15 protein-coding genes, 3 tRNA genes and 1 pseudogene are annotated in these 17,212 nt (G+C 70.7%); 4 read left to right on the top strand and 15 right to left on the bottom strand.

The window, feature by feature from the left end; all coding sequences use genetic code 11:
- Window positions 1-76 precede the first annotated feature (76 nt).
- The 8 genes from rpoB to ABZ945_RS13495 all read right to left on the bottom strand — a co-directional run bounded on the left by rpoB (window position 77) and on the right by ABZ945_RS13495 (window position 8,742).
- On the bottom strand, window positions 77-3,562 hold the full coding sequence (rpoB, locus tag ABZ945_RS13530; RefSeq protein ID WP_361267867.1) for a DNA-directed RNA polymerase subunit beta: 3,486 nt from the start codon (window positions 3,560-3,562) through the stop codon (window positions 77-79).
- 563 nt (window positions 3,563-4,125) lie between these two features.
- Window positions 4,126-4,509: a 50S ribosomal protein L7/L12 gene (gene rplL / locus ABZ945_RS13525; protein WP_361267865.1), complete on the bottom strand. Its 384-nt coding sequence runs from the start codon at window positions 4,507-4,509 to the stop codon at window positions 4,126-4,128.
- Window positions 4,510-4,625: 116 nt separating this feature from the next.
- A complete protein-coding gene (rplJ, locus tag ABZ945_RS13520; RefSeq protein WP_105867021.1) occupies window positions 4,626-5,159 on the bottom strand; it encodes a 50S ribosomal protein L10 in 534 nt (177 codons plus the stop codon).
- A 631-nt stretch (window positions 5,160-5,790) separates the two neighbouring features.
- Window positions 5,791-6,519, bottom strand: coding sequence for a 50S ribosomal protein L1 (rplA, locus tag ABZ945_RS13515; protein WP_361267863.1), 729 nt, complete (start codon window positions 6,517-6,519; stop codon window positions 5,791-5,793).
- A 100-nt stretch (window positions 6,520-6,619) separates the two neighbouring features.
- Window positions 6,620-7,054: a 50S ribosomal protein L11 gene (gene rplK / locus ABZ945_RS13510; RefSeq protein ID WP_105867024.1), complete on the bottom strand. Its 435-nt coding sequence runs from the start codon at window positions 7,052-7,054 to the stop codon at window positions 6,620-6,622.
- A gap of 161 nt (window positions 7,055-7,215) precedes the next feature.
- Complete coding sequence (nusG, locus tag ABZ945_RS13505) at window positions 7,216-8,211, bottom strand: transcription termination/antitermination protein NusG (RefSeq protein ID WP_361267860.1); 996 nt, start codon at window positions 8,209-8,211, stop codon at window positions 7,216-7,218.
- Between the two features lie 77 nt (window positions 8,212-8,288).
- On the bottom strand, window positions 8,289-8,567 hold the full coding sequence (gene secE, locus ABZ945_RS13500; RefSeq protein WP_248636111.1) for a preprotein translocase subunit SecE: 279 nt from the start codon (window positions 8,565-8,567) through the stop codon (window positions 8,289-8,291).
- A gap of 102 nt (window positions 8,568-8,669) precedes the next feature.
- Window positions 8,670-8,742 (bottom strand) — tRNA-Trp (locus ABZ945_RS13495).
- Window positions 8,743-8,948: 206 nt separating this feature from the next.
- On the opposite strand from ABZ945_RS13495, the gene ABZ945_RS13490 reads away from it, so the two are divergent.
- Entirely contained in the window at window positions 8,949-10,175 is a 1,227-nt protein-coding gene (locus ABZ945_RS13490; RefSeq protein WP_361267858.1) for a pyridoxal phosphate-dependent aminotransferase, read from the top strand.
- 135 nt (window positions 10,176-10,310) lie between these two features.
- Window positions 10,311-11,339, top strand: a complete 1,029-nt coding sequence (locus ABZ945_RS13485; protein ID WP_361267856.1) for an adenosine deaminase — start codon at window positions 10,311-10,313, stop codon at window positions 11,337-11,339.
- Here the strand turns inward: ABZ945_RS13485 and ABZ945_RS13480 are convergent.
- Window positions 11,336-11,832, bottom strand: a pseudogene (locus ABZ945_RS13480) (TetR/AcrR family transcriptional regulator C-terminal domain-containing protein); the annotation flags it as partial. The gene ABZ945_RS13485 and the pseudogene ABZ945_RS13480 sit on opposite strands and share 4 nt — an antisense overlap.
- Before the next feature lie 50 nt (window positions 11,833-11,882).
- Here ABZ945_RS13480 and ABZ945_RS13475 point away from each other — a divergent pair.
- Window positions 11,883-12,518 carry an NAD(P)H-binding protein gene (locus tag ABZ945_RS13475; RefSeq protein ID WP_361267854.1) on the top strand — a complete coding sequence of 212 codons (636 nt, stop codon included), beginning with the start codon at window positions 11,883-11,885 and terminating at the stop codon, window positions 12,516-12,518.
- A gap of 3 nt (window positions 12,519-12,521) precedes the next feature.
- Here ABZ945_RS13475 and ABZ945_RS13470 read toward each other — a convergent pair whose 3' ends face one another.
- The 6 genes from ABZ945_RS13470 to ABZ945_RS13445 form a co-directional block, all read right to left on the bottom strand.
- The gene (locus ABZ945_RS13470; protein ID WP_361267852.1) at window positions 12,522-13,577 is read right to left on the bottom strand and encodes a UDP-N-acetylmuramate dehydrogenase; all 1,056 of its coding nucleotides are present in this window, start codon (window positions 13,575-13,577) and stop codon (window positions 12,522-12,524) included.
- Window positions 13,578-13,968: 391 nt separating this feature from the next.
- Window positions 13,969-14,397, bottom strand: a complete 429-nt coding sequence (locus ABZ945_RS13465) for a MaoC family dehydratase (RefSeq protein ID WP_361267850.1) — start codon at window positions 14,395-14,397, stop codon at window positions 13,969-13,971.
- 4 nt (window positions 14,398-14,401) lie between these two features.
- On the bottom strand, window positions 14,402-14,857 hold the full coding sequence (locus tag ABZ945_RS13460; RefSeq protein ID WP_248636105.1) for a MaoC family dehydratase N-terminal domain-containing protein: 456 nt from the start codon (window positions 14,855-14,857) through the stop codon (window positions 14,402-14,404).
- A 101-nt stretch (window positions 14,858-14,958) separates the two neighbouring features.
- Entirely contained in the window at window positions 14,959-15,123 is a 165-nt protein-coding gene (rpmG, locus tag ABZ945_RS13455) for a 50S ribosomal protein L33 (protein ID WP_003956487.1), read from the bottom strand.
- 92 nt (window positions 15,124-15,215) lie between these two features.
- Window positions 15,216-15,288: transfer RNA gene (locus ABZ945_RS13450), tRNA-Met, on the bottom strand.
- Window positions 15,289-15,334: 46 nt separating this feature from the next.
- A tRNA-Thr gene (locus ABZ945_RS13445) sits at window positions 15,335-15,407 on the bottom strand.
- A gap of 515 nt (window positions 15,408-15,922) precedes the next feature.
- On the opposite strand from ABZ945_RS13445, the gene ABZ945_RS13440 reads away from it, so the two are divergent.
- On the top strand, window positions 15,923-17,155 hold the full coding sequence (locus tag ABZ945_RS13440) for an amidohydrolase family protein (protein WP_248636104.1): 1,233 nt from the start codon (window positions 15,923-15,925) through the stop codon (window positions 17,153-17,155).
- Window positions 17,156-17,212 lie beyond the last annotated feature (57 nt).

Raw genomic sequence — 17,212 nt, 5'->3', positions numbered from 1 at the left:
GGGGCGCTCAATCATGGTCTGTACGGTCCCGGGGACGGCCGGGGCTCCTGGCTTGCGGGAGCCCCGGCCGGGCCCGTCAGACCTCTTCGACGCTGCTCGGCTCGCGCCGCGACAGGTCGATGCCGAGCTCCTCCGCCGCGCGGAAGACGTCCTCGTCGGTGTCGCGCATCTCGATGGACATGCCGTCCGAGGACAGCACCTCCACGTTGAGGCACAGGGACTGCATCTCCTTGATGAGCACCTTGAAGGACTCGGGGATGCCGGGCTCAGGGATGTTCTCGCCCTTGACGATGGCCTCGTAGACCTTCACCCGGCCGGTGACGTCGTCGGACTTGATGGTCAGCAGCTCCTGGAGGGCGTACGCGGCGCCGTAAGCCTCCAGCGCCCACACCTCCATCTCACCGAACCGCTGGCCACCGAACTGGGCCTTACCACCCAGCGGCTGCTGGGTGATCATCGAGTACGGGCCGGTCGACCGGGCGTGCAGCTTGTCGTCGACCAGGTGGTGCAGCTTGAGGATGTACATGTACCCGACCGAGATCGGGTCCGGGAACGGCTCGCCGGAGCGGCCGTCGAACATCCGGGCCTTGCCGGTGGGCTCCACCATCCGCTCACCGTCCCGGTTGGGGATGGTGTGCTGGAGCAGGCCGGCCAGCTCGTCCTCGCGGGCGCCGTCGAACACCGGGGTGGCGACGTTGGTGCCCGGGGCGACCGAGTCGGCGCCGATGGCCTGGAGGCGCTGCGCCCAGTCGTCGGCGAGGCCGGAGACGTCCCAGCCGCGGCTGGCGAGCCAGCCGAGGTGGATCTCCAGGACCTGTCCCGGGTTCATCCGGGACGGGACGCCGAGCGGGTTGAGGATGATGTCGACCGGAGTGCCGTCTTCCAGGAACGGCATGTCCTCGATCGGCAGGATCTTGGAGATGACGCCCTTGTTGCCGTGGCGGCCGGCGAGCTTGTCACCATCGGTGATCTTGCGCTTCTGGGCCACGTAGACGCGGACGAGCTGGTTGACGCCCGGGGGCAGCTCGTCGCCCTCCTCGCGGTCGAAGACGCGCACGCCGATGACCTTGCCGGTCTCGCCGTGCGGCACCTTCAGCGAGGTGTCGCGGACCTCCCGCGCCTTCTCACCGAAGATCGCGCGGAGCAGGCGCTCCTCCGGGGTCAGCTCGGTCTCGCCCTTCGGGGTGACCTTGCCGACCAGGATGTCGCCGGCGACGACCTCGGCACCGATGCGGATGATGCCGCGCTCGTCGAGGTCGGCGAGGACCTCCTCGGAGACGTTCGGGATGTCCCGGGTGATCTCCTCGGGGCCCAGCTTGGTGTCACGGGCGTCGACCTCGTGCTCCTCGATGTGGATCGAGGAGAGGACGTCGTCCTGCACGAGGCGCTGCGACAGGATGATCGCGTCCTCGTAGTTGTGGCCCTCCCACGGCATGAAGGCGACCAGCAGGTTCTTGCCGAGCGCCATCTCGCCGTTCTCGGTGGCGGGGCCGTCGGCCACCACCTGGCCCTCGATGACCCGGTCGCCCTCGGAGACGACGACCTTCTGGTTGACCGAGGTGCCCTGGTTGGAGCGGGAGAACTTAGCGATGCGGTACGTGGTGTACGTGCCGTCGTCGTTGGCGACGGTGACGTAGTCGGCCGAGACCTCCTGGATGACACCGTCCTTCTCCGCCTTGATGACGTCACCGGCGTCGGTGGCGCAGCGGTACTCCATGCCGGTGCCGACCAGCGGGGCCTCCGCCTTGATCAGCGGAACGGCCTGGCGCATCATGTTCGCGCCCATCAGGGCGCGGTTGGCGTCGTCGTGCTCCAGGAACGGGATCATGGCGGTCGCGACCGACACCATCTGGCGCGGCGAGACGTCCATGTAGTCCACGTCGTCGGGCGCGACGTAGTCGACCTCGCCGCCACGGCGGCGGACCAGGACGCGGGCCTCCTCGAAGCGGAGGTCGTCATTGAGCGGCGCGTTGGCCTGCGCGATGACGAAGCGGTCCTCCTCGTCGGCGGTCAGGTAGTCCACCTCGTCGGTGACCTGGCCGTCGGTGACCTTGCGGTACGGGGTCTCCACGAAGCCGAAGGCGTTGACCCGGCCGTAGGAGGCGAGCGAACCGATCAGACCGATGTTCGGGCCTTCGGGGGTCTCGATCGGGCACATGCGTCCGTAGTGGGACGGGTGCACGTCACGGACCTCGAAGCCGGCCCGCTCACGGGACAGACCGCCGGGGCCCAGCGCCGAGAGGCGGCGCTTGTGGGTCAGACCCGAGAGCGGGTTGTTCTGGTCCATGAACTGCGACAGCTGGCTGGTGCCGAAGAACTCCTTGATGGAGGCGACGACCGGCCGGATGTTGATCAGGGTCTGCGGCGTGATCGCCTCGACGTCCTGGGTGGTCATGCGCTCGCGCACGACCCGCTCCATACGGGCGAGACCCGTACGGACCTGGTTCTGGATCAGCTCGCCGACGTTGCGCAGGCGGCGGTTGCCGAAGTGGTCGATGTCGTCGGTCTCGACGACGATCTCGCTGCCGTTCTCACCGGTCGTCTCGGTCTCGCCGGCGTGCAGCTTGACCAGGTACTTGATGGTGGCGATGACGTCGTCGGTGGTGAGCACGCCGGCGTTCAGCGGCTCGTCCGCGCCGAGCTTCTTGTTGACCTTGTAGCGGCCGACCTTCGCCAGGTCGTAGCGCTTGGGGTTGAAGTAGAGGTTCTCCAGCAGCGTCTGCGCGGCCTCACGGGTCGGCGGCTCGCCCGGGCGCAGCTTGCGGTAGATGTCGAGCAGCGCGTCGTCCTGGCCCTGGGTGTGGTCCTTCTCCAGGGTGGCGCGCATGGACTCGTACTCGCCGAACTCCTGGAGGATCTGCTCGGTGGTCCAGCCGAGCGCCTTGAGGAGGACGGTGACGGACTGCTTGCGCTTGCGGTCGATGCGCACACCGACCATGTCGCGCTTGTCGATCTCCATCTCCAGCCAGGCACCCCGGGACGGGATGATCTTGGCGGAGAAGATGTCCTTGTCGGACGTCTTGTCGATGGAGGAGTCGAAGTAGACACCGGGCGAGCGGACCAGCTGGGACACCACGACACGCTCGGTGCCGTTGATGACGAAGGTGCCCTTGTTGGTCATGAGCGGGAAGTCGCCCATGAAGACCGTCTGGGACTTGATCTCGCCGGTCTCGTTGTTGGTGAACTCGGCCGTGACGAAGAGCGGCGCGGCGAACGTGAAGTCGCGCTCCTTGCACTCGTCGATGGAGTTCTTCGGGGGCTCGAAGCGGTGGTCGCGGAAGGTCAGCGACATCGAGCCGGAGAAGTCCTCGATCGGGGAGATCTCCTCGAAGATCTCCTCCAGACCGGACTTGGTGGGAACGTCCTGTCCGGACTCCAGAGCGGCCTCGACACGAGCCTTCCACGCCGCGTTGCCGAGCAGCCAGTCAAAGCTCTCGGTCTGCAGAGCGAGCAGGTTCGGAACCTCGAGGGGCTCCTTGATCTTTGCAAAGGAGATGCGCAGCGGGGCGGTGCTGGCGCCGTTGTTCGTATTCGCGGTCGAGGCGTTGCGCGAGGCGGCCAAGAGGGGGTCCTTCCGAGGGCTCGGACTCACTACGCGCGTACCGGCCCCTCGGCGGACATATCGGCCGACACTCCACGACCCTGGGAAAAGCCCAGGTCAGGAAGGTGAGCCAATGATGGTCTTACGAGGGTATGCCCCTGGTGACGGGCAGGGAGCAGCTAACAGGCAGCGCAAAGGGACAGTGTAGCCACATGGCTCACTGATGTCCAGGGCGAGTAAATCGCATCCCTCGTTGTTCTCAACTCCACGGCCCTCGCGCCGTCGGCGCACATCGATACTGCCCGCTGCGCCGTCGATCCATGCCTCGGATGCGGATCGTTGTGACGGCGCGTCCTGAGAATTGCGCGCCGCGTGCGGTTCGTCAAGGCCCTCGGCCCCGCGCGGCGCACGGCGAAGATCACCATACCCCTCGTGCGGCACGGTGCAAGGCAGCCGCCCCACCCGTCCCGGGCACGCCGAAGGGCGACCACCCGGATGGGTGATCGCCCTTGGGGACGCCCGCTGACGGGCGCCGTACGGAGCGCTCAGGCCCCGCTCATCGAGTCATCGGACCCGAAGGAGAGTCACTTGACCTCGACGCCCGCGCCAGCGGCCTTGAGGGACTCGGCAGCCTTCTCGGCGGCCTCCTTGGTGACCTTCTCCAGGACCGGCTTCGGGGTGCCGTCCACGAGGTCCTTGGCCTCCTTCAGACCCAGCGAGGTCAGCTCGCGCACGACCTTGATGACCTGGATCTTCTTGTCGCCGGCGCCGGTGAGGATGACGTCGAACTCGTCCTGCTCCTCGGCGGCCTCGGCGGCCGGGGCACCGGGGACACCGGCGGCGACCGCGACCGGGGCGGCGGCGGTGACGTCGAACTTCTCCTCGAAGGCCTTCACGAACTCGGAGAGCTCGATGAGGGTCATCTCCTCGAACTGAGCGAGCAGGTCGTCCTGAGAGAGCTTCGCCATGATGGCGGTCCTTCCACTAATTCGGCAGGTGCCGGATGTACTGGGTGAGGCGGGCGTACGTCGGCCCGCTGCGACCCCTGCCGCCTCAGGCGGCGGGGATCAGAAAGCGAGCCGAGTTACTCGGCACCGCCCTGCTCGTCCTGCTTGGCACGAAGCGCTTCCACGGTGCGGACGAGCTTCGAGGGGAGCGCCTGGAAGAGCGCGGCAGTCTGGGACTGCTTGCCCTTCATGGCACCCGCCAGCTTGGAGAGCAGAACCTCGCGGGACTCAAGGTCCGCGAGCTTCTTGATCTCATCGGCGGACAGCGCCTTACCGTCAAGGACACCGCCCTTGATGATCAGGTTGGGGTTGTCCTTGGCGAAGTCACGGAGACCCTTCGCCGACTCCACCGGGTCACCGGTGACGAAGGCGACCGCCGTCGGGCCAGCGAAGAGCTGGTCGTCGAGCGAGTCGATCCCGGCCTCACGGGCCGCAATCTTGGTCAGCGTGTTCTTCACCACGGCGTACTGGGCGTTCTCACCGAGCGAACGGCGCAGCGTCTTGAGCTGCGCCACGGTGAGACCGCGGTACTCGGTCAGCACGGCGGCGTTCGAGCTGCGGAACTTGTCCGTCAGCTCGGCAACCGCGTCAGCCTTGTCGGGCCTCGCCATGAGCCTCGGCCTCCTTCCGGGTGATTCAGGACCGCGCTCGCTGAAAGGGAAGGAGACTTGCGCAAAACGAAACGCCCCGGCGCAGGCGCACGGGGCGTGACTCGACCAGAACGGAAATCCTGGGAGTTCATCCACGGTCACCTGCGCAGGCCGTCCGCGATCAGCGGAATCCTTCGGCTGTCGCGGCTACGGGAGCGCACGTCAGCGACCAGCGGTCTTTGGCTTCCGGGGAAGCGTACGGGAGCGGTACGCCGCCATGCAAATCGGGCCATCCGGGTGAGCCGCCGGCGGCGCGGGGCCGGCGCGGGGCCGGCAGTGCGGGGCCGAGGCGAGGGCCGGCGGTGCGGGCCCGTACGGGACGGGGCGCCCGCACGGGCCCGTGAAGGGCTACGGGAGGCTCGTACGGCCCTGGTGACGCCCGCGGGCCGCCCCAGCCCCGTACACGAGGGCCCCCACCCCGTACACGAGGGCCCGGCCACGTACACAAGCGTCCCCGGCCCCGTACACGAGCGGCCCCCGCCCCGTACCTGAGCAAGCACCCCGCCTCCGTACGCGAACGGCCCCCGCCCCCTCCGACGCAGCGGAGGGGACAGGGGCCGGATGCACGCGGTGCCCGCGGCGGCCGTCAGGTTCAGACGGCGGCCGGGTCCTCCTCGACGAGGAGGTTGCGGGTGCGGTTCGGGTCCAGCGGGATGCCGGGGCCCATGGTGGTGGTCAGGGTCGCCTTCTTGATGTAGCGGCCCTTCGCGGCGGACGGCTTGAGGCGGTTGATCTCCTCAAGGGCGGCCGCGTAGTTCTCCACCAGCTTGGTCTCGTCGAAGGAGACCTTGCCGATGATGAAGTGGAGGTTGGAGTGCTTGTCCACGCGGAACTCGATCTTGCCGCCCTTGATCTCGGTGACGGCCTTGGCGACGTCCATGGTGACGGTGCCGGTCTTCGGGTTCGGCATGAGACCACGCGGGCCGAGGACGCGGCCGAGGCGGCCGACCTTGCCCATGAGGTCCGGGGTGGCGACGACCGCGTCGAACTCGTTCAGGCGCTGGCCCTTGGAGATCTCGTCGATCAGTTCGTCCGAGCCGACGATGTCGGCGCCGGCGGCCTCCGCGGCCGCAGCACGGTCACCGGTCGCGAAGACCAGGACCCGGGCGGTCTTGCCGGTGCCGTGCGGGAGGTTCACGGTGCCACGGACCATCTGGTCCGCCTTGCGCGGGTCGACACCCAGGCGGAAGGCGACCTCGACGGTGCCGTCGAACTTGGTGGCGGCGGTGTCCTTGGCGATACGGACGGCCTCCAGAGGCGCGTACGTACGCGTCTTGTCGACCTGGGCGTCCGCGCTGCGGAGAGCCTTGCTGCGCTTCACTTCTTCTCCTGCGTTGTTCAGGGGTGGAGTCGTGGTACGGGCCGGCGCTGGCCCTGCCACTGGGGTACGGGGCTGATGCTCAGCCTCCGACCGGGGAACGTCAGCCCTCGACGGTGATGCCCATGGAACGGGCGGTGCCGGCGATGATCTTCTCGGCGGCGTCGAGGTCGTTGGCGTTCAGGTCGGGGAGCTTCGTGGTGGCGATCTCGCGGACCTGGTCGCGCGTCAGCTTGGCGACCTTGGTCTTGTGCGGCTCGCCGGAGCCCTTGTCCACACCCGCGGCCTTGAGGATCAGCTTGGCGGCCGGCGGAGTCTTGGTGATGAAGGTGAAGGAACGGTCCTCGTAGACCGTGATCTCCACCGGCACGACCATGCCACGCTGCGACTCGGTCGCGGCGTTGTAGGCCTTGCAGAACTCCATGATGTTGACGCCGTGCTGACCCAGCGCGGGGCCGACCGGCGGGGCCGGGTTGGCCGCGCCGGCCTGGATCTGGAGCTTGATAAGCCCCGTGACCTTCTTCTTCTTGGGAGGCATAGCTCTCTCCGGGTCCTAGTGAGAGTTTTCCAGCCACCGTCCGGTCATCCGGATGGAGGCATACCGCACAACGATAACGGGTATGGCTGTACGGCCAAAAACCGACAGGTCAGGCACGGCCCGGAGGCCGACCTGACCTGTCGGAAGACTGCTCAGATCCGTCAGTTCTTCTGGATCTGGTCGAAGCTCAGCTCGACCGGGGTCTCGCGACCGAAGATCTCCACCAGGCCCTTGACCTTCTTCGAGTCGGCGTTGATCTCGTTGATGGTGGCCTGGAGGGTGGCGAAGGGGCCGTCGGTGACGGTGACCGAGTCGCCGACCTCGAAGTCCAGCACCTGCACCTCGACCTTGCGGGCGGGCGCGGGCTTGCCCTCGGCCTCGGCGGCCTCGCGGGCGGCCTTCTCCTCGGCCTCCGGGGCGAGCATCTTGACGATCTCGTCCAGGGTCAGCGGGTACGGGTCGTAGGCGTTGCCCACGAAGCCGGTGACGCCCGGGGTGTTGCGGACGACGCCCCAGGACTCGTTGGTGAGGTCCATGCGGACGAGGACGTAACCGGGCAGCTTGTTCTGCCGGACGTTCTTCCGCTCGCCGTTCTTGATCTGGACGATCTCTTCCTCGGGGACCTCGGCCTGGTAGATGAAGTCCTCGACGTTGAGCGAGACGGCGCGCTGCTCCAGGTTGGCCTTCACGCGCTTCTCGTAGCCCGCGTAGGTGTGGATCACGTACCACTCGCCGGGCAGCCCGCGCAGCTCGTCGCGGAGCGCGGCGACCGGGTCGACCGGCGCCTCGGGCGCGGCGTCGGGCTCCGCATCCGCCTCCTCCTCGGCCAGCGCGGCGTCCTCGGCATCGGCGGCGCCCTCGGCGTCCACCGCGACCTCGACGTCCTGCGCGACCGCGACCGGCTGCGCCTCCAGGGCCTCGTCCTCGACCAGGGCCTCGCCCTCGGCCGCGACCAGGGACTCTTCCTCGACCAAGGCCTCTTCCTCGGCCGCGACCAGGGACTCTTCCTCGGTCGGCGCCTCGTCCTCGACGTGCAGCGCCTCTTCCTCGGCGGCCTCGCCGGCGGCGGCGTCCGCAGCTTCCGCCTGGTCCTCGTCGGCCGCCTTGACGATGTCGAGCTCGTCCTGGGCGGACTCGTTCAGGTTCGGGTCAGACACGGTGGCTGCTTCTTCCTGGATACAGATGGGGTGGAACATGCGAAAAGGGGCGCCCGACGGGGCGCCCTCCGCGGGAATCAGCCGAAGACGTACTTGACTGCTTCCTGGAAGCCGAGGTCGATCACGGTCACCAGACCGATCATGACGACGACGAAGATGATCACAACGGTGGTGTAGGTCGACAGCTGGCTGCGGGTGGGCCAGACGACCTTGCGCAGCTCGGCGATGATCTGCCGGTAGAAGAGCGCGAGACGGCCCAGCGGGCCTTTCTTGCCGCGCTTGCCGCCCTTGCGGTTCTTCTTGGGGGCCTCGTCCTCGGCATCAGGCATGTCGATGGAGCCTACGGCGTCCGTCATGTCTCTCACCTGATTCCGGGTCGGCCGTGCCGCGCCCGGGTTGAGCCGCACGGCGGTGCAATGACATACATACCTGCGCACACATCCTGGCGGTGTGTGGAGCAGGGCCGGAGGGACTTGAACCCCCAACCGCCGGTTTTGGAGACCGGTGCTCTACCAATTGAGCTACGACCCTCTGTCGTTCTCCACCAACGTACCGCATCGGGAGCGGTGGTCGGTGCGAGCCAACGAGCAGTGAGTGTACGTGGTCAGCGGCCTCCCGTCGAACAGAAAGCGGCGGCGCCCCCGCCCCGGCCGGCCCCGCCGCACGGCCGTACACATCCCGCCCGTACCGCGAAACCCGTGTACGGGGGTCCCGCGGGGTCTGGGACGATGGGCCGCATGAGCGCTGCTACTCCTCCCTCCGAGCGCCGGGTCTCCGCCCGAGTCGGCGCGATCTCCGAGTCCGCGACCCTCGCCGTGGACGCCAAGGCCAAGGCCCTGAAGGCCGCCGGGCGTCCGGTGATCGGCTTCGGCGCCGGCGAGCCCGACTTCCCGACGCCGGACTACATCGTCGAGGCCGCGATCGAGGCCTGCCGCAACCCGAAGTACCACCGCTACACCCCGGCCGGCGGCCTGCCCGAGCTGAAGAAGGCCATCGCCGAGAAGACGCTGCGGGACTCCGGCTACCAGGTCGACCCGGCCGAGGTGCTGGTGACCAACGGCGGCAAGCAGGCGATCTACGAGGCGTTCGCCGCGATCCTGGACCCGGGTGACGAGGTCATCGTGCCCGCCCCGTACTGGACGACCTACCCGGAGTCCATCCGGCTGGCCGGCGGTGTCCCGGTGGAGGTGGTGGCCGACGAGACCACCGGCTACCGGGTGTCCGTGGAGCAGCTGGAGGCGGCCCGCACCGAGAACACCAAGGTCGTGCTCTTCGTCTCCCCGTCCAACCCCACCGGCGCGGTCTACAGCCGCGAGGACGCCGAGGCGATCGGCCGCTGGGCCGTCGAGCACGGCCTGTGGGTGCTGACCGACGAGATCTACGAGCACCTGGTGTACGGGGACGCGGAGTTCACCTCGCTGCCCGCGCTCCTGCCCGAGCTGCGCGACAAGTGCGTCGTGGTCAACGGCGTGGCGAAGACCTATGCGATGACCGGTTGGCGGGTGGGCTGGATCATCGGCCCGAAGGACGTGGTGAAGGCGGCGACCAACCTCCAGTCGCACGCCACCTCCAACGTCTCCAACGTGGCTCAGGTGGCCGCGCTGGCCGCGGTCTCCGGCAGCCTGGACGCGGTCGCCGAGATGCGGACCGCCTTCGACCGCCGCCGCCAGACCATCGTGCGGATGCTCAACGAGATCGACGGCGTGCTCTGCCCGACGCCCGAGGGCGCCTTCTACGCGTACCCCTCGGTGAAGGCCCTGCTGGGCAAGGAGATCCGCGGCAAGCGCCCGCAGACCACGGTGGAGCTGGCCGAGCTGATCCTCACCGAGGTCGAGGTGGCGGTCGTCCCGGGTGAGGCGTTCGGCACCCCGGGTTATCTGCGGCTGTCCTACGCGCTGGGCGACGAGGACCTGGTCGAGGGCATCTCGCGGGTGCAGAAGCTGCTGGCCGAGGCGCGCGACTGACCTTCGTACGCGGCGGATGAGCGGGCCCGGGGAGCACTTCCCCGGGCCCGCTCTCGCGTTCTGGCAAGCACCCGATCAGGGCCCGGGTGGGGAAAGGGGCTGCCCTCGGCGCGCCGCCTTTGGCAGGATCTTGGGATGGAGCACCCTCACCCCCCGCGCGATCTGCGTCTGCTGCCGAAGGCCCATCTGCATCTGCACTTCACCGGCTCGATGCGCCCCGGCACCCTGCTGGAGCTGGCCGACAAATACGGCATCCATCTGCCCGACGCGCTGAGGGGAGGCGAGCCGCCGAAGCTGCGGGCGACCGACGAGCGGGGCTGGTTCCGCTTCCAGCGGCTGTACGACGCGGCGCGCTCCTGCCTGCGTGAGCCGGAGGACATCGTGCGCCTGGTGCGCGAGGCGGCCGAGGAGGACGTCCGGGACGGCTCGGGGTGGCTGGAGATCCAGGTCGACCCCACCTCGTACGCCCCGCGACTCGGCGGGCTGATCCCGGCGCTGGAGATCATCCTGGACGCGGTGGACTCCGCCTCCCGGGAGACCGGGCTCGGGATGCGGGTGATCGTCGCGGCGAACCGGATGAAGCACCCGCTGGACGCCCGCACCCTGGCCCGGCTCGCGGTGCGGTTCGCGGACCGTGGGGTGATCGGCTTCGGGCTCTCCAACGACGAGCGGCGCGGGATGGCCCGGGACTTCGACCGGGCGTTCGCCATCGCCCGGGAGGGCGGGCTGCTGGCCGCCCCGCACGGCGGAGAGCTGACCGGCCCGGCCTCGGTACGGGACTGCCTGGACGACCTGGGCGCGGCGCGGATCGGGCACGGTGTACGGGCGGCGGAGGACCCGCGGCTGCTGCGCCGGCTGGCCGAGCGGGGCGTGACCTGCGAGGTGTGCCCGGCGTCCAATGTGGCGCTGGGGGTGTACGAGAAGCCGGAGCAGGTGCCGCTGCGGACGCTGTACGAGGCGGGGGTGCCGATGGCGCTCGGGGCGGACGACCCGCTGCTCTTCGGCTCCCGGTTGGCCGCCCAGTACGAGATCGCCCGGGCCCACCACGGCTTCACCGACGAGGAGCTGGCCGAGCTGGCCCGCCAGTCGGTACGCGGCTCGGCGGCGCCGGAGGAGGTCAAGGCCAAGCTGCTGGCCGGCGTGGACGACTGGCTGGGGTCCTAGCCCTCCGGGTCCTCCGCATCCGGGCCGATGCCGGCCAGCAGGGTGCGGGTCAGGGAGGCGGCGAAGTCGTCCAGCTCCTGCGGGGGACGGCCCTCGGGGGTCGCCTCGTAGGCGAACGCCCGGTGCACACAGGCGCCGAGGAGCAGTGCGGCGGCGGCCGAGGGGTCGGCGTCGGGGCGCAGCCGGCCGGCCTCCCGCTCGGCGGTGAGGTAGCGGGTCAGCGCCTCGACGGGCTGGTGGGGGCCGGCGTCCAGCTCCCGCAGGGCGGCGTCGTGCCGCTCCTTGAGCCGGGTCTCGGCGTAGAGCGAGGCGCCGAGGCGCCGAGGCGCCGATCGGGAAGCTCTCCGCGTAAGAAGAGGGCGGCGTGCCGGGCGATGTCGGTGAGGTTCTCCCCGACGGTGCGCCCGCCGGGGTCGGCGGTGAGCCGTTCCAGCAGCGGGCCGAGCCGGGGCAGCCGCTCCCGCAGCACGGCGACGAACAGTTCCTCAAGGGTGAGTGAGCACTCACCCACCCATCCATCTCCGGGCAGTAAGGCGGGATCCGATGCGACTCACGGTGTTCGGGGCGACCGGCGGAATCGGCCGTGAGCTCGTCGGCCAGGCGCTGGCGGCCGGCCATCAGGTGACGGCGGTGGTGCGTGACCCGTCCCGGCTGACCGTCACCGGGGAGCACCTGGAGGTGTTCACGACGCCCCGGGTGGACGACCCGGACGCGCTGCGGCCCGCGGTGGCCGGCCGGGACGCGGTGCTCTCCGCGCTCGGCCCGCGGACCCGCGCCCAGGTGGGGGTGGCCGCGTCCCTGACCGCGGCGGTGCTGCGGGCCATGGAGGCGGAGGGCGTCTCGCGGTTCCCGGCGGTGAGCGCGGCGCCGCTGGGCCCCGTACCGGAGCGGGAGACCCTGGTGCTGCGTCTCCTCACCCCGATCGTCTCCCGGGTGCTGCGGGCGCACTACGACGATCTGCGGGCGATGGAGGAGCAGCTGCGGCGCAGCTCCACGGAGTGGACGGCGGTGCGGCCGCCCCGGCTGCTCGACCGCGCGGGGACCGGCCGCTACCGCACGGCGGTGGGCGCCTCACTGCGGGGCGGGGCCGCCATCGCCCGGGCGGATGCGGCGCACGCGATGCTGGCGATGGTCGCGGACCCCGAGACGGTACGGCAGCCGGTGGCCGTGGCCTACTGAGCCTCAGAGGCTGACGCCGACCGCCACCGGTTCGTTGACCAGGGTCACCCCGAAGGCGTCCCGGACGCCCTCGACCACCTCGCGGGCGAGCGCGAGCAGGTCCTCGGTGGTGGCCTCGCCCCGGTTGGTGAGCGCGAGGGTGTGCTTGGTGGAGATCCGGGCCGGGCCGGAGCCGTACCCCTTGGTGAAGCCGGCCTTGTCGATCAGCCAGGCGGCCGAGGTCTTGGTCAGCCCCTCGCCGGCGGGGTAGGCGGGCGGGGCGGTGTCCTCGCCGAGCCGCTCGCGGGCCCGGTCGAGGAAGGCGCCGTACGCCTCGTCGGTGAGGATCGGGTTGGTGAAGAAGGACCCGGCGGACCAGGTGTCGTGGTCCTCGGCGTCCAGCACCATGCCCTTGCCGGCGCGCAGCGCGAGCACCGTCCTGCGGGCGTCGGCGGCGGGCACCCGGTCGCCCACGCCCACCCCGAGGGCGCGGGCCGTCTCGGCGTACCGGAGCGGGGCGCTCATCCCGCCGGCGTCCTCCAGCTCGAAGCGGACGCGCAGCACCACATAGCGGCTGGGGTCGGCCTTGAAGCGGCTGTGCCGGTAGGAGAACGCGCACTCGGCGTTCGGGACGACCACGGTCTCCCGGGTGCGCCGGTCGTAGGCGACGACCTCGGTGATGGTGGCGGAGACCTCCTGGCCGTACGCCCCGACGTTCTGGATCGGGGTGGCGCCGGCCGAGCCGGGGATACCGGCCAGGCACTCGATCCCGGCGAGTCCCGCCTCGACGGTACGGGCGACGGCCTCCGACCAGTTCTCGCCGGCGGCCAGCTCCAGCCGGGTGCCGTCCAGTGTGAAGCCGCTGGTGGCGATGCGCAGGGCGGTGCCCTCGAAGCCCTTGTCGCCGATGACCAGGTTGGATCCGCCGCCGATGATCAGCAACGGGGTGCCGCTCTGGTCCGCCTCGCGGACGGCGGCGATCACCTCGTCGTCGGTGGTCGCCGTCGCGAGCCGGGTGGCGGGCCCGCCGAGCCGGAAGGTCGTCAGGGGCGCGAGGGGGGCGTCGTGGAGTACGTGCACGGGTGCAAGGTTACGTGGGACGCGGGCGAGGCCAGCCGTCCGGCGGCCCGCACCGCCGGCAGCGCACACGGCCTCCGCCGGACGTGCGTACGGCCTCCGCCGACGTGCGGAGGGCCTGGAGCGCGGCCCGCACCGCGCGGAGCGCGTACGGCACCGCTGGACGTACGGACAGGCCTGAGCGCGGCCCGCACCGCCGGACGTGCGTACGGCCTCCGCCGGACGTACCGACGGCCTCGGAAACGCAGCCCACACCGCCGGGAGCACGTATGGCCACCGCCAGCGCGCCGACGGCCTCGGAAGCGCGGCCCGCACCTCCGGAGCGCGGCCCGCACCGCCCGGGCGCGTACGGCCTCCGCCCGGGTGGAGGCCCGGGCGGTGGCCGTGTGGCGGCTCACGCCAGGCGGACCACCGCGCGGGCCATGCCCAGCACCTTCTGCCCGGCGCTGAGCGCGGTCAGGTCCACCCGGACCCTGTTCTCCTCCAGCTTGGCGGCGACCTTGGCGCTGACCTCGATCAGCGCGCCGGTGTCGTCGTTGGGCACCACGACCGGCCTGGTGAACCGTACGCCGTACTCGACCACCGCGCCCGGGTCGCCGACCCAGTCGGTGACCACCCGGGCGGCCTCGGCCATGGTGAACATGCCGTGCGCGATGACGTCCGGCAGCCCGACCTCCACGGCGAACTTCTCGTTCCAGTGGATCGGGTTGAAGTCGCCGGAGGCGCCCGCGTACCGCACCAGCGTGGCGCGGGTCACCGGGAAGCTCTGCGCCGGCAGCTCGGTGCCGACCTCGACCTCGTCGTACGCGATCTTCGCGGTCATCGGCTCAGGCCTCCTCGTCGGCGGCGCGGGCCACCAGCTTGATCCAGGCCGTCACCACGTGCTCCCCGGCCTCGTCGTGCACCTCACCCCGGATGTCCAGGATGTCGTTGCCCGCCATCGACTTGATCTTCTCGATGGTGGAGGTGACGGCGAGCCGGTCCCCGGCCCGTACCGGGCGGGTGTACGCGAACCGCTGGTCGCCGTGGACGACCCGGTTGTAGTCCAGCCCGAGCTGCGGGTCCCCGATCACCTGCTCGGCGGCGCGGAAGGTGATGGCGAACACGAAGGTCGGCGGGGCGATCACCTCCGGGTGGCCGAGCGCCTTCGCGGCCTCCGCGTCGAGGTAGACGGGATTCGCGTCGCCGATCGCCTCGGCGAATTCGCGGATCTTCTCCCGCCCCACCTCGTAGGGGGCGGTGGGCGGATAGCTCCGCCCCACGAAGGACTGGTCGAGCGCCATGGACGCGTTACCTCCTGAAGCGATCGTGCAGCGATCAATGTCACCGGGAAACGACACGAGGCCGCCCCCGGATGGGGAGCGGCCTCGTGTACGAGCCTGATTCAGCGAGTCTCGCGGTGCGCGGTGTGCGAGTTGCAGCGAGGGCAGTGCTTCTTCATCTCAAGACGGTCCGGGTTGTTGCGCCGGTTCTTCTTGGTGATGTAGTTCCGCTCCTTGCACTCCACGCAGGCCAGCGTGATCTTCGGGCGGACGTCGGTGGCAGCCACGTGAGTGCTCCTTGACGGACGGATGGACGGATGAACGCAAGAAAGAGTAGCCGATCGAAGGACCGACCCTGCAATCGGCTACACTTAGTAAGTAGCGGTGACCGGACTTGAACCGGTGACACAGCGATTATGAGCCGCTTGCTCTACCGACTGAGCTACACCGCTTCGATGCTGGCTCCCCTCACCCGAGGGCGAGGGTCACCGACATCAGAGCCCCAATACGGAATCGAACCGTAGACCTTCTCCTTACCATGGAGACGCTCTACCGACTGAGCTATTGGGGCGAGCGATGAAGACATTACACGGTCGTCCGCCGTTCGCCCAAATCCGTTTCACCGCGCCCACACCGCCCCGGCCCAGCGCCCCACCCGGCCCCTGACCGTCACCTCGCCGGGCCCGTGATCCCCATCCCGTCTGGTCCCTGACCGTCACCCCACCCGGCCATCGACCACCGCCCCCGCCGGGCTCTCGACGGCCGCCCTGCCGGCTCCCCGATCGCCATCGATCACCGGCGGTCGCCGACGATCGTCGGCGGCCCCGGCGTGCGTACAACGTCACGCGGTGTGAGACACCCCGCCCGCCACCGCGCCGGTACGACTAACGCGCCCCTCATGCGCCCCTCCACGCCCCTCCGCCCCGGGCGCCCTAGGCTCATCTCACCCTGTGTGATCATTCACCTACCCAGCGCACCGCCTCCTCTTGTCCCCCCTCCCCTCCCCGCGCCCCCATGCCGCCCGTCCGCGCCCCCTGCCGCCCTCCCTTCCGGGCGCCGGCGCACCCGAGCCACGCCAGGAGCCCGATGTCCTTCGACAGCCAGCAGCCGCGACCGTCCGAGAGCGCCACCACCGATGCCACGGCGCTGCTGCTGAGCGGCGCCCGACTGGCGGACGGCCGGACCGTGGACGTCAGGCTGGCCGGGGGCCGCATCGAGGCGGTCGGCACGGCGGGCAGCCTCCCCGCGCACGGGGCCAGGGTCGACCTCGGGGGGTATCTGCTGCTGCCCGCCCCGGCGGAGCCGCACGCCCATGCCGACACCGCGCTGACCGCCGACGCGCCCGGCCCCGTCCCGTACACCCCGGAGGAGGTCGAGCGCCGGGCCACCGAGGCGGCCCTGCTCCAGCTGGGACACGGTGCGACGGCGCTGCGGGCGCAGGTGCGGATCGGCGATGTACAGGGACTGGGGGCGCTGGAGGCGGTGCTCCAGGCCCGCCGGTCGCTGCACGGGCTGGCCGAGCTGGCGACGGTCGCGGTGCCCCGGCTGCTGACCGGGGTGGCGGGCGCGGACGGGCTGGCGATGCTGCGGGACGCGGTGCGGATGGGCGCCTCGGTGGTCGGTGGGCGGCCCGATCTGGATCCCGATCCGGCGGGGTACGTGGAGGCGGTGCTGGAGGTGGCGGCCGAGCACGGCCGCCCGGTCGATCTGCACCTGGACGGGGACGACCCGGCCCGGCTGGCGCGACTGGCGGCGATGGCCGGCGGGCTGCGCCCCGGAGTGGTCATCGGCCCGTGCGGGGCGCTGGGCCGGCTGCCGGCGGAGGTGGCCGGGCGTGCCGCCGACCAGCTCGCGGCCACCGGGGTGACGGTGGTCTGCCTGCCGCAGGGCGGTTGCGCGGGCACCGACACCCGGGAGGTGGCACCGGTGCGGCTGCTGCGGTCGGCGGGGGTGCGGGTGGCGGCCGGTGGCGGCGCACTGCGCGACCTGGCCAACCCGGTGGGGCGCGGAGACCCCCTGGAGGCCGCGTTCCTGCTGGCCTCGCAGGCGGGACTGCGGCCGGAGGAGGCGTACGCGGCGGTCAGCGGCGAGGCCAGGCAGGCGATGGGGCTGCCGGGCGTACGGGTGGAGGCGGGCTTCCCCGCGGAGCTGCTGGCGGTGCGGGGTGAGCGGCTGTCAGGGGCGCTGTCCCTGGCGTACAGCCGCATCGTGGTGCACCGGGGCCGGGTGGTGGCCCGGACCAGCGCGGTACGGGAGTACTGCGACTCCGCCGGCGCCCTGGACCTCCCCCGCCAGGGCCGCCCCGAGCCCCGCCCGTAGAGCTCCGTACCGCCGAGAAGGTGTCCCGGTCGTCGGGGGATCCCGCGCGCTCACTGC

Origin of the sequence: Streptomyces sp. NPDC046887 (genome assembly GCF_040644755.1) — a bacterium.
In the GTDB taxonomy this organism is placed as follows: domain Bacteria; phylum Actinomycetota; class Actinomycetes; order Streptomycetales; family Streptomycetaceae; genus Streptomyces; species Streptomyces lichenis.
Note: the sequence above shows the minus strand (reverse complement) of the source record. Positions and strands in the feature narration are given on the sequence as shown.

Bases quoted from the DNA above. Each gene is read 5' to 3' on its own strand.
- rplL (WP_361267865.1), bottom strand. From the start codon at position 4,509: ATGGCGAAGCTCTCTCAGGACGACCTGCTCGCTCAGTTCGAGGAGATG.
- rplJ (WP_105867021.1), bottom strand. From the start codon at position 5,159: ATGGCGAGGCCCGACAAGGCTGACGCGGTTGCCGAGCTGACGGACAAG.
- rplK (WP_105867024.1), bottom strand. From the start codon at position 7,054: ATGCCTCCCAAGAAGAAGAAGGTCACGGGGCTTATCAAGCTCCAGATC.
- secE (WP_248636111.1), bottom strand. From the start codon at position 8,567: ATGACGGACGCCGTAGGCTCCATCGACATGCCTGATGCCGAGGACGAG.
- ABZ945_RS13490 (WP_361267858.1), top strand. From the start codon at position 8,949: ATGAGCGCTGCTACTCCTCCCTCCGAGCGCCGGGTCTCCGCCCGAGTC.
- ABZ945_RS13485 (WP_361267856.1), top strand. From the start codon at position 10,311: ATGGAGCACCCTCACCCCCCGCGCGATCTGCGTCTGCTGCCGAAGGCC.
- ABZ945_RS13475 (WP_361267854.1), top strand. From the start codon at position 11,883: ATGCGACTCACGGTGTTCGGGGCGACCGGCGGAATCGGCCGTGAGCTC.
- ABZ945_RS13465 (WP_361267850.1), bottom strand. From the start codon at position 14,397: ATGACCGCGAAGATCGCGTACGACGAGGTCGAGGTCGGCACCGAGCTG.
- ABZ945_RS13460 (WP_248636105.1), bottom strand. From the start codon at position 14,857: ATGGCGCTCGACCAGTCCTTCGTGGGGCGGAGCTATCCGCCCACCGCC.
- ABZ945_RS13440 (WP_248636104.1), top strand. From the start codon at position 15,923: ATGTCCTTCGACAGCCAGCAGCCGCGACCGTCCGAGAGCGCCACCACC.